At 69.9% G+C, this 13,044-nt stretch carries 12 protein-coding genes; 4 read left to right on the forward strand and 8 right to left on the reverse strand.

The features are described 5' to 3' along the window. Positions 1–153: 153 nt before the first annotated feature. Positions 154–1,386 (reverse strand): LL-diaminopimelate aminotransferase, encoded by a 1,233-nt coding sequence (locus ACXJY8_RS12895; protein WP_463780603.1) that lies wholly within the window; start codon positions 1,384–1,386, stop codon positions 154–156. A 250-nt stretch (positions 1,387–1,636) separates the two neighbouring features. Continuing rightward, positions 1,637–1,963, reverse strand: a complete 327-nt coding sequence (locus ACXJY8_RS12900) for a hypothetical protein (RefSeq protein ID WP_463769460.1) — start codon at positions 1,961–1,963, stop codon at positions 1,637–1,639. 143 nt (positions 1,964–2,106) lie between these two features. Between ACXJY8_RS12900 and ACXJY8_RS12905 the strand changes: the two genes are divergently transcribed. Continuing rightward, positions 2,107–3,912 carry a PHA/PHB synthase family protein gene (locus ACXJY8_RS12905; RefSeq protein ID WP_463769462.1) on the forward strand — a complete coding sequence of 602 codons (1,806 nt, stop codon included), beginning with the start codon at positions 2,107–2,109 and terminating at the stop codon, positions 3,910–3,912. Next, positions 3,909–4,370 (forward strand): GNAT family N-acetyltransferase, encoded by a 462-nt coding sequence (locus ACXJY8_RS12910; RefSeq protein WP_463769464.1) that lies wholly within the window; start codon positions 3,909–3,911, stop codon positions 4,368–4,370. Before ACXJY8_RS12905 ends, ACXJY8_RS12910 begins: the two co-directional genes overlap by 4 nt. Before the next feature lie 13 nt (positions 4,371–4,383). On the opposite strand, the gene ACXJY8_RS12915 is transcribed toward ACXJY8_RS12910, so the two are convergent. After that, on the reverse strand, positions 4,384–5,721 hold the full coding sequence (locus ACXJY8_RS12915; protein ID WP_463769467.1) for an OmpP1/FadL family transporter: 1,338 nt from the start codon (positions 5,719–5,721) through the stop codon (positions 4,384–4,386). Positions 5,722–6,155: 434 nt separating this feature from the next. Here ACXJY8_RS12915 and ACXJY8_RS12920 point away from each other — a divergent pair, with 434 nt between their 5' ends. Next, positions 6,156–7,040, forward strand: coding sequence for a fumarylacetoacetate hydrolase family protein (locus tag ACXJY8_RS12920; protein ID WP_463769469.1), 885 nt, complete (start codon positions 6,156–6,158; stop codon positions 7,038–7,040). A gap of 50 nt (positions 7,041–7,090) precedes the next feature. Continuing rightward, positions 7,091–8,110, forward strand: coding sequence for a biotin synthase BioB (gene bioB, locus ACXJY8_RS12925; protein ID WP_463780605.1), 1,020 nt, complete (start codon positions 7,091–7,093; stop codon positions 8,108–8,110). A 7-nt stretch (positions 8,111–8,117) separates the two neighbouring features. Here bioB and ACXJY8_RS12930 read toward each other — a convergent pair whose 3' ends face one another. From ACXJY8_RS12930 to mnmA, 5 genes are all read right to left on the reverse strand, one after another. Next, positions 8,118–8,477: a VOC family protein gene (locus ACXJY8_RS12930; protein WP_463769471.1), complete on the reverse strand. Its 360-nt coding sequence runs from the start codon at positions 8,475–8,477 to the stop codon at positions 8,118–8,120. 165 nt (positions 8,478–8,642) lie between these two features. Further along, complete coding sequence (locus tag ACXJY8_RS12935; RefSeq protein ID WP_463769473.1) at positions 8,643–10,130, reverse strand: sensor histidine kinase; 1,488 nt, start codon at positions 10,128–10,130, stop codon at positions 8,643–8,645. Positions 10,131–10,315: 185 nt separating this feature from the next. Then, positions 10,316–11,119: a TVP38/TMEM64 family protein gene (locus ACXJY8_RS12940; protein WP_463769475.1), complete on the reverse strand. Its 804-nt coding sequence runs from the start codon at positions 11,117–11,119 to the stop codon at positions 10,316–10,318. Further along, positions 11,116–11,769 carry a class I SAM-dependent methyltransferase gene (locus ACXJY8_RS12945; RefSeq protein ID WP_463769478.1) on the reverse strand — a complete coding sequence of 218 codons (654 nt, stop codon included), beginning with the start codon at positions 11,767–11,769 and terminating at the stop codon, positions 11,116–11,118. The genes ACXJY8_RS12940 and ACXJY8_RS12945 overlap by 4 nt, the downstream gene beginning before the upstream one ends. A 50-nt stretch (positions 11,770–11,819) precedes the next feature. Continuing rightward, positions 11,820–12,971 carry a tRNA 2-thiouridine(34) synthase MnmA gene (gene mnmA, locus ACXJY8_RS12950; protein ID WP_463769480.1) on the reverse strand — a complete coding sequence of 384 codons (1,152 nt, stop codon included), beginning with the start codon at positions 12,969–12,971 and terminating at the stop codon, positions 11,820–11,822. Positions 12,972–13,044 lie beyond the last annotated feature (73 nt).

A 13,044-nucleotide genomic window follows, 5' to 3' on the forward strand; every position in this document is an offset into this window, starting at 1 on the left:
CCTCGGGCCTCGGCGAAACGACCGCGCGAAGAATTCCCGATGCGGCCGCGTTCGACCCTGCTGACCTCGCACCGCCGTGACAAGCACAACGGTGCGTTTCGCCAAGCTTTGCGGGCGCCTGTCTCCCGGCCGCAACATCCGGCCGGGACGGTCTCAGCCGGCCTTCGACAGGGGGGCCTCGGTCAGCGGCACCACGTTGTGCAGCGTCTTATCGGCGGTCTCGAAGAAGCGCCGGACGTTGCGCGCCGCCTGCCGGATGCGCTGCTCGTTCTCGACGAGGGCGATGCGGACGTAATTGTCGCCGTGCTCGCCGAAGCCGATGCCGGGCGCCACCGCGACGTCCGATTTCTCCAGCAGCAGCTTCGAGAATTCGAGGCTCCCCAGCGCCTGGTACTTCTCCGGGATCGGAACCCAGGCGAACATCGAGGCGGAGGGCGTCGGGATCTTCCAGCCGGTCTTGCCGAAGGATTCGATCAGCGCGTCGCGGCGCTTGCGGTAGATCGAGCGCATCTCGACGATGCAGTCCTCCGGCCCGTTCAAGGCCGCGGTGGCGGCGACCTGGATCGGCGTGAAGGCGCCGTAATCGAGGTAGGACTTCACGCGGGTGAGCGCGGCGAGCAGGCGCTCGTTGCCCACCGCGAAGCCCATGCGCCAGCCGGCCATCGAGAAGGTCTTCGACAGGGACGAGAACTCCACCGTGCAGTCGATGGCGCCGGGCACTTCCAGGACGGAGGGCGGCGGATCCCCGTCGAAATAGACCTCGGCATAGGCCAGGTCCGACAGGATGATGATCTCGTGGCGCTTCGCGAAGGCGACGAGGTCCCGGTAGAAGTCGAGGCTCGCCACGTAGGCGGTGGGGTTCGAGGGGTAGCAGACCACGATCGCCACCGGCTTCGGGATCGAGTGCTGCATCGCCTTCTCGACCGCGGGGAAGAAGGCGGGCGTCGGCTCGGCCGGCACCGAGCGGATGACGCCGCCGGCCATCAGGAAGCCGAAGGCGTGGATCGGATAGCTCGGGTTGGGCACCAGCACCACGTCGCCCGGGGCGGTGATCGCCTGGGCCATGTTGGCGAAGCCCTCCTTCGAGCCGAGCGTCGCCACTACCTGGGTGTCGGGGTTCAGGCTCACGCCGAAGCGGCGCTTGTAATAGTTCGCCTGGGCGCGGCGCAGGCCGGCGATGCCCTTCGAGGCGGAATAGCGGTCGGTGCGCGGCCGGCCGGCGGTCTCCACCAGCTTGGCGATGACGTGCTTCGGGGCGTCGAGATCCGGATTGCCCATGCCGAGGTCGATGATGTCGGCGCCGTTGGCGCGGGCCTGGGCCTTGATCCGGTTCACCTGCTCGAAGACGTAGGGGGGCAGGCGCTTGATGCGGTGGAAGTCGGTCATGGCCTTCACGATGTCCGAAATGAAATTGGGGCGCGGGGTGACGGGCGTCACCCGGCGCGAAGCTGTCATCATCCCGAGACGGGGCGTGGTCTAGTCCGGCGGTCCCTCGGGCGGAATCCGGACGTCTTTTGACGGCATTGCCTTGCGCAGGGCCGTCGCAGAATTCGCACGCTTCGCGAATCTCTAGCAGTTTTGTGCGGCGAGGCCGAACGATATCTGGCGATGGCGCGCGCGTTGATCCGCCGGGACCCTACGGCTTGGCGCCCTGGGCCGCGCTCTCGGCGGAGCGGCCGCGCGCCTCATTGCGGCCGCGGGCGGCGACGAGCTCGTCCTCCAGCGCCTTGGTGCCCTCGGGCGTCTTGGCGCGGATCGGGCGGGCCGGCGCTGAGACGCCGACGGGCATGAAGTCGTCGCCGCTGCGGCGGGACTGCGCCACGAAATCGGGCGCCTTGGGCGGCGGGCCGGCCTCGCCGGTGCCGTAGGCCATCCGCATCGGATTCAGGTCGCCGGAACATCCGCCGAGCAGGACGACGAGCGCCAGGACCGCGACAAACTGGGGGTTGTGAAGCCGGGACATGGGTGAAGTCGGCCGTTTTGGTGGCGTGCGCTCTGGCGGAACCTGCGGATGGCGCGTTAATTTGTCGGAAACGAGGCCCCCTCGGCCGCGCGGCAGGCGTCGCACGGCGAAAGGTCGGGCCACACTCGGGGAGAGATGCACGCGTGACGACCGAACGGACGACACCGCTGCCCGACATCGAGGCCCTGTCCCGCAACGCGAGCCTGCTGATCGAGGAATTCGGGCGCGCCGCGTCGCGCTACATGAAGCCGGTCGGCACGCCGGACGCCCTGCCGGTCGAGGCCGTGGAGCCGCCCAAGGAGGTCAACGACGTGGTCCGCACCCTCGGCAGCGTCGCCGAGACCTGGCTCGCGGACCCGAAGCGGACCGTCGAGGCCCAGACGAAGCTCAGCGAGGCCTTCATCACCCTGTGGGGCTCCACCTGGCAGCGGCTGCAGGGCGAGAACGCCCCGCCCGTGGTCGAGCCCGAGCCGAAGGACAACCGCTTCGCCCACGCGGAATGGTCCACCAATCCGATCTTCGACTTCATCAAACAGAGCTACCTCATCACCGCGCGCTGGGCCGAAGGCTTGGTGGACGAGGCCGAGGGCATCGACGAGCATACCCGGCACAAGGCGCAATTCTACCTGCGCCAGATCACCGGCGCCCTGTCGCCCTCCAACTTCGTGATGACCAACCCGGAGCTGATCCGGCACACCCTCCAGGAGAACGGCGCCAACCTCGTGCGCGGCATGAAGATGCTCGCCGAGGACATCGAGGCCGGCAAGGGCCAGCTCCGGGTGCGCCAGACCGATCCCGCCGCCGGCTTCGAGGTCGGCGTCAACGTCGCGGTGACGCCGGGCGAGGTGGTGTTCCGCAACGACCTGATGGAGCTGATCCAGTACGCGCCCACCACGGACACGGTTCTGAAGCGCCCCTTCCTGATCGTGCCGCCCTGGATCAACAAGTTCTACATCCTCGACCTCAACCCCTCGAAGAGCCTGATCGCCTGGATGGTCGGCCAGGGCCTGACGGTGTTCTGCATCTCCTGGGTCAACCCGGATGCGCGCCACGCCGACAAGGATTTCGAGAGCTACATGCGGGAGGGCATCGAGACCGCGATCGATGCCATCGGGGTCGCCACCGGCGAGAGCGAGGTCGCGGCGGCGGGCTACTGCGTCGGCGGCACCCTGCTGGCCGTAACCCTGGCGATGCAGGCCGCCACCGGCAACAAGCGCATCAAGAGCGCCACCTTCCTCACCACGCAGGTGGATTTCACCCATGCGGGCGACCTGAAGGTCTTCGCCGACGAGGAGCAGATCCGCCTGATCGAGGCGCGGATGCAGAAGCGCGGCTACCTCGAGGGCACCGGCATGGCGACCGCCTTCAACATGCTGCGCCCCAACGACCTGATCTGGTCCTACGTGGTCAACAACTACGTCAAGGGCCAGACGCCGATGCCCTTCGACCTCCTGTACTGGAACGCCGATTCCACCCGGATGCCGGCGGCCAACCACTCGTTCTACCTGCGCAACTGCTACCTCAACAACACCCTCGCCCAGGGCAAGATGATCCTCGGCAACGTCCGCCTCGACCTGGCGAAGGTGAAGATCCCGATCTTCAACCTCGCCACGAAGGAGGACCACATCGCCCCCGCCCTGTCGGTGTTCGAAGGCTCCTCGAAGTTCGGCGGCCCGGTCGATTACGTGCTGGCCGGCTCGGGCCACATCGCCGGCGTCGTGAACCCGCCGGCCAAGCCGAAATACGGGTTCTGGACCGGCGGGACGGCCAAGGGCCGCTTCGAGGACTGGGTCGCGGCCGCCACCGAGACCAAGGGCTCCTGGTGGCCCTACTGGTTCCGGTGGCTGGAGCACCAGGCGCCCGCCCGCGTCCCGGCGCGGGTCCCCGGCGAGGGCGGTCTCGCCTCGCTCGGACCGGCGCCCGGCACCTACGTGCGCATGAAGGCGTGAGCGCCGCGACGCCCAGCCCCGACTGGACGATCCGCCTGGAGGCCGAGCCCGACCCGGCGATGCGGGCGGCGATCCTGGCGCCCCTCGTCGCCTACAACGAGGCGCAGGCGCCGGGCGGCGACTGGGGCCTCCTCGCCCTCACGGTGCGGGGCCCGGACGGCGCCGTCGTCGGCGGCCTCTGGGGCCGGCACGGCTACGGCATGCTCTTCGTGGAATTGCTGGCTCTCGGGCCGGCGCGCGGGCAGGGCCTGGGGCGGCGGCTGATGCGGGACGCCGAGGCGGAGGCGCGCCGGCGCGGCCTGTCCGGGATCTGGCTCGACACCTGGACCTTCCAGGCGCCCGGCTTCTACGCGCGCCTCGGCTTCACCGAGTGCGGGCGGATCAGCGACTACCCGCCCGGCCACGACCGGATCTTCTACGTGAAGCGCTTCGCGGCCGGCGGAAATCCGCCGGCCTGAACGCTCGCCGGCTTCAGAACTTGCGCACCAGGGGCTGGGGCGCGGCGACGGCCGGCTCGCCGAAGACGTAGCGGAAGCCCACCGAGACGATGTCGGCGCTGCTGTCGGCCACGCCGGCGAAGACCACGTTCTGGACGTTGTAGTCGCGTCCCGGCCCGGCGAGGATGCGGCCCTTGTCGACGAAGAAGTGCGAGTAGGCGAAGTTGAGGGTCAGCTTCTCGCTCCAGCGGTAGCTTCCGCCGACCGAGACGTTGACGCGGTCGCCGTCGGGCAGGCGCACGGAGCGGTTCGAGAAGTCGATCGGCGAGGATTCGTAGGCGACGCCGGCCCGGACCGTGAGGGCGGGCGACCAGTCGTACTCGCCGCCGATCGAGTAGGTGTAGCCGTCCTTGTAGTTCAGGGTCAGGGGCGGGGCCGCGGCGCGGGCGCCGGCCGAGACGATATTGATCAGCCCGAGGCGGCTCCAGTTGTCCCACTCGAAGCCGAGATTGACGCGCGCCACCGGGGTGATCGCCTGGGTCAGGCCCACGCTCAGCTTCTCGGGGGTGTTGAGCTTGGCCTTGATGTCGCCGCCGAGCACCGAGAGGGCTCCGGGCAGGATCAGCTGGCCGCCGATGTCATGGTGCACCGAGGAGCGGTAGCCGACGCCGATGGCGGTGCCGTCGAAGGGCGTGATCAGCGCACCGGCGGTGAAGCCGACGCCCCAGGAATCGCCCTTCAGGCCGGAGCTCGGCAGCGCGGCCGGGTTGAAGACGGGCGACGGGATGAAGGCCTGGCGCAGGACGAGCTTGAAGTACTCGATGTTCGGGCCGGCGGCGATCGAGAGCCACTCGTTGACCTTGAAGCCGATGACCGGGTTGAAGGCCAGGGAGAAGATCCGGCTGGAGCGGCCGTAGAGTTCGCCCGACCAGGTCTGACGCGGCTTCGTCACGAGGCCGAAGGGCGCGCCGGAGGTGATGCCGACCCAGAGCCGGTCGTTGAGCTGGTAGGAGGTGGCGCCGGCCGGCACCACGGCGCCCTGCCCGAGCTCGCCGCTGTCGCCGAGGCGGGCGAAGGCCGGGTTGGTGCCGACCTCGGGCGTGATCTTCGCCGAGAGGTTGATGAACGACAGGTTCTGCTCGGTCACCCAGCCCGGCCGCATGGTGACGGTGGCGGGGTTCCAGAACATCGAGGAGACGCCGCCGGAGCCGGAGGCGGCGCCCGCCCAGGCGAGACCCTGGGCCTGGGCGCTCTGTTCGCGGATACCGAAGGCGCCGGCCGAGGCGCCGGTCACGCCGGCGCAGAGGATGCCCGCGGAAACGCCCGCATACGCGATGCTGCGGAGGGAACGGCTCCGATTCGTGCCCGTCATGACGTAAGACCCACCCCTGCTGATGATGCACGCTTGTCCCGTCCCGATCGGGGCGGCCCTGCACCTTGGGAGAGACAATGACGCGGCTGCCGCAACTTCGCAATCCTGCGTCAAGCAAGTAAAAACCAAGTCTATCTTCGAAATCAAATCAGTATAAGCGCGATATTGCAGGAATTTGCGCCGCCTGGCGTGCGGGCCTGCAGAATGGTTCACATCTAAACTCTCGTCTCCGTGAGTAAGCGCGCTGCCGGAAAAAGCGCCATCGGCGCATCTCCGGGAGGCGGTGTGACCTTTCGGTGACAAAAATCACGCGAACCGGCCGCGCCAGGGGGGCCACGCGGCCGGATCGCCGGGCCGCGATGGCCGAAGCCCCTTGCCGCCCGCCCTGCTCCGATCGATGTCAGGCGTCGAACAGGTCAGCGGAGGCAGGGACGATGAAACTGGTACGCCACGGCGCGAGTGGAGACGAGAAGCCCGGTCTCATCGATTCGCAGGGAGTCCTGCGGGATCTCTCGGCCCATGTGCGCGACATCGCCGGTCCGTTCCTCTCGCGGGAGACGCTGGAGCGCCTGCGCCGGATCGATCCGGCGAGCCTGCCGGCCCTGCCGGCGGAGACGCGCCTCGGCCCCTGCGTCGGCGGCACCCGCAACTTCGTCGCCATCGGCTTGAACTTCACCGACCATGCCGCCGAGATCGGCGCCGACATCCCGCCGGAGCCGATCATCTTCAACAAGGCGCCCTCCTGCCTCGCCGGCGCGAACGACCGGGTGATCCTGCCCAAGGGCTCCGCCAAGACCGACTGGGAGGTGGAACTCGCCCTCGTGATCGGCGCGCGCGCCTCCTACGTCCATGCCAACGAGGCGCTGTCCTACGTGGCCGGCGCCTGCATCTGCAACGACGTGTCCGAGCGCGAGTACCAGATGGAGCGCGGCGGCACCTGGACGAAGGGCAAGGGCTGCCCGACCTTCGGGCCGCTCGGCCCCTGGCTCGTCACCCTCGACGAGATCCCGGACCTGAAGAACCTCGGCATGTGGCTCGACGTGAACGGGACCCGGATGCAGACGGGCTCCACCGCCACCATGATCTTCGACGCGGCCCAGCTCGTCGCCTACGTCTCGCACTTCATGATGCTGGAGCCCGGCGACATCATCACCACCGGCACGCCCCCCGGCGTCGGCATGGCGCGCAAGCCTCCGCGCTTCCTGCGCAGCGGCGACGTCATGACCCTCGGCATCGCCGGCCTCGGCGAGCAGCGCCAGGAGATCATCGCCTTCGACGACTGGACCGCCAAGGTGGCGGCGGGCGAGCCGACGCATTGAGGGTCCCGGGCCGGCTTGATTTTCGGCCCGAGATTCGCCTCATGGGGGGCATGACCGATACCCTGGCCCCCCTCGCCTCCCGCCCGGCCCCCGCGACGGCCGCCATCCGTCACGACTGGAGCGTGGCCGAGATTCAGGCGATCCACGACCTGCCGCTCCTCGACCTCGTCTTCCGGGCGGCCGAGATCCACCGCGCCCACAACGATCCGGCCGACATCCAGCGGGCCGCCCTGCTCTCGATCAAGACCGGCGGCTGCCCCGAGGATTGTGCCTATTGCCCGCAATCGGCCCACCACAAGGGCACCGGCATGGCCCGCGAGCGGCTGATGCCGGTCGACGCCGTGCTGCGCGAGGCGGCCGCAGCCAAGGCCAACGGTGCCCACCGGTTCTGCATGGGCGCGGCCTGGCGCCAGCCCAAGGACGGACCGGAATTCGACGCGGTGCTGGCGATGGTGCGCGGCGTGCGCGGCCTCGGCATGGAGGCCTGCGTCACCCTCGGCATGCTCTCGCCCTCGCAGGCCGAGCGCCTCGCCGAGGCCGGGCTGACCTCCTACAACCACAACCTCGACACCGGCCCGGATTTCTACGGCGACATCATCTCCACCCGCACCTACGAGGACCGGCTGACCACGCTGCAGAACGTGCGCGACGCCGGCATCGGCGTCTGCTGCGGCGGCATCGTCGGCATGGGCGAGGGCGTGAAGGACCGGGCCAGCATGCTCCAGGTGCTGGCCAACCACGCGCCGCACCCCGAGAGCGTGCCGATCAACGCCCTGGTGGCGGTGGAGGGCACGCCGCTGGAGGACCGGCCGGCGGTCGATCCCCTCGACCTCGTGCGCATGTGCGCCACCGCCCGCATCGTGATGCCGCGTGCCCGGGTCCGCCTCAGCGCCGGCCGCAAGGGCCTGACCCGCGAGGCGCAGATCCTGTGCTTCCTCGCCGGGGCCAACTCGATCTTCTACGGCGAGCGCCTGCTGACCACGGCCAACAACGAGACCGATTCCGATGCCGAACTGCTGCGCGACCTCGGCATCGCCGTCCCGGGCCTGACCCTGGCGGCGGCGGAGTAGCCCCGTTTCATGCCTCGGCGATGTGCCACAGGACGCCCGCCGGATCGGTGATGTAGCCCACCTTGCGCCCCCAGGGCTGCATGGCGGGCGGCTTCGGATCGCGAAGCGCGAAGGCCTGGGCGAGGTGTTCCGGCTGATGGGCGGACCACCAGGTATCGGCATCGTCGACCGTCAGTTGAAGCATCAGGTTTTCGGCGAGCGATGTGTCGTAGAAGTTCTGGAGGATGAATCCGACCGGCCCGGATTGCATGACGGCCACCCGGCCATCCGTGAACACCATTGAGAAGCCCAAACCTTCGTAGAAGCGTCGGGAGGCGTCGAAGTCCAGCGCGGGGATGAAGGGGCGCAGGCTCGTGGGCGTCGTCATCGAGATTGCGTCAGACATGAACGTGGACCCTCACGAGAGCGGACCGAACCACCACAACTTCAGCACGTAGCGTGCCAGCGTTCCGTCGGTTGAGAACCACCGGCCCGCCCAGCGGGCATCCGATCCCGTCCACGCGTCGCCAGGACGTCGAGAACCCGCCGTCCCTCACCCCACCGGATCGGGAATCACGATGCGGAAGCAGGTTCCGACGGCGGTGTCGTCGAGGCTGAGGCGCCCGCCGTTCAGCTGGATCAGTTCCGACGCGATGGCGAGGCCGAGGCCGGTGCCGCCCGAGCGCGACGAGCCCTTGAAGGGCGAGAACAGGTGCTCGCGGGCACGCGGGGGCAGGCCCGGGCCGTTATCGACCACGAAGATCGTGGTCTCGCCCGCGCCGGGCTGGCCCTGGCGCCGGGCCCGGATGGTGATCTCGGGATTTTCCTGCGTCGGCGGCTCGTGGCCGGTGCCCTGCGGGCTCAGCGCCTGCACCGCGTTCCGGACGATGTTGGCCAGCGCCCGCGAGAACTGGTCGGGATCGACGAAGATCCGGAGCTCGCTCGGACAGATCTCCCGGATCACGATCTTCGAATCGCGCCCGCGTCCGGCGAGATCCGCCTGCTCAGCGACGATCGGGGCGATCTGCACGAGGCGCCGGTTCGGGTTGCGCTCGGTCGCGCGGCCATAGGCCAGGGTCTCCTCGCAGAACCGGATGGCGCGATCGAGGGTCGCGACGAGGCGCGGCGCCACCCGCTGGGCCACGGGGTCGGCGACGCCGTCGAGGCGGTCGCTGAGGAGCTGGGCCGTCGTCAGCAGGTTGCGCAGCTCGTGGTTGATCTTGCTCACCGAGAGGCCGAGGCCGGCCAGGCGCCGCTTCTCGCGCAGCTCGCTCGCCAGCGCGGTCTCCATCCGCGCCAGGGCGATCTCGGCATGGCCGATCTCGTCGGTGCGGCGCGAGGGCACGATCACGCCGTCGATCGCCTCCGGATCGTCTGCGAACTCCGTGATATTCTCGACGAGCCGCCGGACGGGCCGCACGATCGCCCGCTGCAGAACGAAGAAGATCAGGCCGGCCACCGCAGCCGCGAGGGCCATGGATGAGAGCGCGAGGCGGATCGAGAAATCCACCACCGCTTCCCGCAAGGGGGCCGGGTCCATCAGGATCTCGACGAGGTCGAAGCCGTCGCGGCCGTGCCCGACCACGCGGATCGGGGCGTTGGATTCGATGAGCAGCGTGCGGGCGACGCCGCGGATCGACCGGACCCAGTGCTCCGAGCGCAGGTCGATGGTGTCGGAGATCGTATCGGGCACGGTCTCGTTGGCGAGCAGCCGGCGGGTGCCGTTGCCGCGCACCGCGATGGCGCGGGCCCCGGCACCGGCGAGCAGGCGCTGGGACAGGCCTTCCGAGACCTGCTGGTCGGGGGCCGCATCGAGGACGAGGGCGGCGACCTGGGCGGCCGCGATCCGGTCCGACAGCCACATGCGCCGGTAGTTCGCCACCGTGGGCACGTAGATCAGCACCTCGATCAGCGCGACGAAGGCCACGGTGAGCAGGAACAGGCGTCCCGACAGGCCTAGATGCCGGCCGAGGCCGCGCTCCGCTACGGGGTTGGTGGCGATCGCCTCCTGCTGAAATCCGACGCGCGACGTCACACCCATCTCGGCACTTAGCGTTTCCGGTGTCCCAAGGGTACGGCGTGTGACGGCGCGATTTCGACTTGGAGACGGCCCAGTTGCGTTGTCAGGCCGATCGCCCGAAGCGCAACTGCCCACCAACGCCCCAGACCGCATTCGGCTGCGTCCGGAGATACAACATTTTATATCAGCTGTCTGACTGATTTCTATCAGGATTCTAGCCGTCGCCGGCCGGGAGCGCGACGTCTGAGGACTACCGAGACCAGGGCCAGGGCGGCGAGCGCGCCGAGGCCCAGCACCATCTTGGGGGTGATCAGGGCGCGCAGGGTCAGGGCGTTGTCGCAGTCGAGGCCCTGGGCCGCGAGGCAGGCGGCCTTGGCGGTCTCGTGGGCCAGGACCACGTCCTCGATCGCCGCGCCGGTCGAGGCGTAGACGAAGGCGCCGGGCAGGAGCCCGACGAGCGTCGCGAGCACGAAGGTGCTGCGCTTCACGCCGAAGGCCGCCGGGGCGAGGTTGGTCATCCAGAACGGGAAGATCGGCAGCAGGCGCAGGAACGCGATGTAGCCGAAGGCGTCCTCGCGAAAGCCCGCTGCGAGGCCGGCCAGGCGCGGCCCGGCCCGCCGCAGGAGCAGGTCGGAGGCCGCCCCGCGCCCGATCGTGAAGACGATGGCGGCGCCCGTGGTGGCCGCGGCGACGGCCACGAGGGCGCCGGGCACGATCCCGAACAGGAATCCGCACAGCATCGTCAGGAAGAGCGAGGCCGGCACGGACACCACCACGGCGCCGACATAGACGAGATAGGCCACCACCATGGCGCGGAAGCGGTCCTCCGCGACCCAGGCGTTGAGCCAGGTCCGCGAGGCGAGCAGCCGGTCGAGGCTGAGCAGGTGCGAGGCACCGGAGGCCAGCACCGCGACGGAGGCGCAGACTAGGAGCAGGAGCGGCCCCCAGCGCAGGAGGCGCCGCAGCCGCGTCGGCGCTTCGGGAGCGTCCGGAGGCGTCGGCGCGCTCACCCGCGCTTGCGCATCCGCAGGATCTTGAAGAACCCGCCCGGGAAGGTCGGCGACACGCCGATGAACTCGACGCCGTGGGCGCGGGCCCAGGCCTCGATCCGGGTCGACTTGAAGGCCGACGACCAGCCGATCTTGGTGCAGAGCGGCGCCACGATCTCCTCGACCTTGGCGACGGGGCCGGCGGTCTGGCCGAAATGATTGGCGAGCACGATCTCGCCGCCCGGCCGGACCACGCGCAGGAATTCGGAGAGGGCGGCCTCCGGGTCCGGCACCAGGGTGATCAGGAACTGCGCCACCACGGCGTCGAAGCTCGCATCGGCGTAGCCGAGGCGGCAGACATCCATCACCTGGAGGCCGCGCACGTGGCGTAGGCCGCGGCGCAGCACCTTGGCGCGCGCGCGCTTCAGCATGTCCTCGGAGAGATCGACGCCGCAGACGAAGCTCGTCGGCGGGTAGTAGCCCAGCGACAGGCCGGTGCCGACGCCGGCCTCGAGGATGCGCGGACCGCAGGCGACGGCGGCCTCGACCGCGTCGCGGGCGGCGGGCTCCGTGAGCTTGTCGTAGACGACGTCGTAGACCGGCGCCCAGCGCGCATAGGCCTTGCGCATCAGGGCGGTGCTCGGACCGGCCTCCCGCGGCTCGCTCAGCATGTCGATCTCGTCGTCCTATGAGGGGATGGGATTGGTTCGGGCCGTCGCGCTCAGGCGGCTTCGGCCGCGCCGGTCGCCAACGCGTCGATGCGCCGAATGGTGCCGCCGCCGAGCACCCGGGCGCGCGGGCCGTCATCGGCGTAGATCACGCAGGCCTGCCCGGGGGAGACGCCGTCCTCCGGCGTGGCGAGGACGATCTCTGCCGTGTCACCCGCCGCGTCGCGGCTGAGCAGGGCCGGCCGCGGCTCCCGGGTCGAGCGCACGCGCACCGCCACCGGCAGGTCCGCGACGGCGCCGGCGCCGCCGAGCCAGTTCAGGTCGGCGATCCGGATGCGGCTGGTGGCGAGCGCGGCGCGCGGCCCGACCACGACGCGGGCGGTATCCGGCTCCAGGCGGATGACGTAGAGCGGCTCGCCCACCGCGAGGCGCAGGCCCCGGCGCTGGCCGACGGTATAGTGGATGATGCCCTCGTGCCGGCCGAGCACCTGCCCGCCAAGATCGACGATCTCCCCGGCCCGGGCCGCATCCGGCCGCAGCCGCGCGATCACGTCAGCGTAGCGCCCCTGGGGCACGAAGCAGATGTCCTGGCTGTCGGCCTTCTCGGCCACGGCGAGGCCGAGATCGCGGGCGAGCCGCCGGGTCTCGTCCTTGGGGAGCTCGCCGAGGGGAAAGCGCAGGAAGTCGAGCTGCTCGGCGGTCGTCGCGTAGAGGAAGTAGCTCTGGTCGCGGGCCGGATCGAGGGCGCGGTAGAGCCCGCGCTGGCCGGAAGCCTCGCGCCGGCTCGCGACGTAGTGGCCGGTGGCGAGGCAGTCGGCCTCGAGGTCGCGGGCGGTGCGCAGCAGATCCCGGAACTTGATCGAGCGGTTGCACTCGACGCAGGGGATCGGCGTCTCGCCCGCGAGGTAGCTCTCGGCGAAGCGGTCGATCACCGATTCCCGGAAGCGGTCCTCGTAGTCGAGCACGTAATGCGGGATGCCGAGGGTCTCGGCCACCCGGCGGGCGTCGTGGATGTCCTGCCCGGCGCAGCAGGCGCCCTTGCGGTGGGTGGCGGCACCGTGGTCGTAGAGCTGGAGCGTGATGCCGACGACGTCGTAGCCCTGGCGCTTCAGGAGCCCGGCCACGACGGAGGAATCGACGCCGCCCGACATGGCGACGACGACGCGCGTCTCGTGCGGAGCCTTGGGAAGATCGAGGGAATTCATCACGCCAGGGTTTGCCGGGAGGGACCGGCCGGGTCCCGCGCGGGAGTCTATAGCGATCCTCGCCCGGGAGTTC

The sequence above is a fragment of the Methylobacterium sp. TK31 genome (assembly GCF_055361545.1).

Coding starts and splice junctions, on each gene's coding strand:
- ACXJY8_RS12895 (WP_463780603.1), bottom strand. CDS start 1,386: ATGACCGACTTCCACCGCATCAAGCGCCTGCCCCCCTACGTCTTCGAG.
- ACXJY8_RS12900 (WP_463769460.1), bottom strand. CDS start 1,963: ATGTCCCGGCTTCACAACCCCCAGTTTGTCGCGGTCCTGGCGCTCGTC.
- ACXJY8_RS12915 (WP_463769467.1), bottom strand. CDS start 5,721: ATGACGGGCACGAATCGGAGCCGTTCCCTCCGCAGCATCGCGTATGCG.
- ACXJY8_RS12920 (WP_463769469.1), top strand. CDS start 6,156: ATGAAACTGGTACGCCACGGCGCGAGTGGAGACGAGAAGCCCGGTCTC.
- bioB (WP_463780605.1), top strand. CDS start 7,091: ATGACCGATACCCTGGCCCCCCTCGCCTCCCGCCCGGCCCCCGCGACG.
- ACXJY8_RS12930 (WP_463769471.1), bottom strand. CDS start 8,477: ATGACGACGCCCACGAGCCTGCGCCCCTTCATCCCCGCGCTGGACTTC.
- ACXJY8_RS12935 (WP_463769473.1), bottom strand. CDS start 10,130: ATGGGTGTGACGTCGCGCGTCGGATTTCAGCAGGAGGCGATCGCCACC.
- ACXJY8_RS12945 (WP_463769478.1), bottom strand. CDS start 11,769: ATGCTGAGCGAGCCGCGGGAGGCCGGTCCGAGCACCGCCCTGATGCGC.
- mnmA (WP_463769480.1), bottom strand. CDS start 12,971: ATGAATTCCCTCGATCTTCCCAAGGCTCCGCACGAGACGCGCGTCGTC.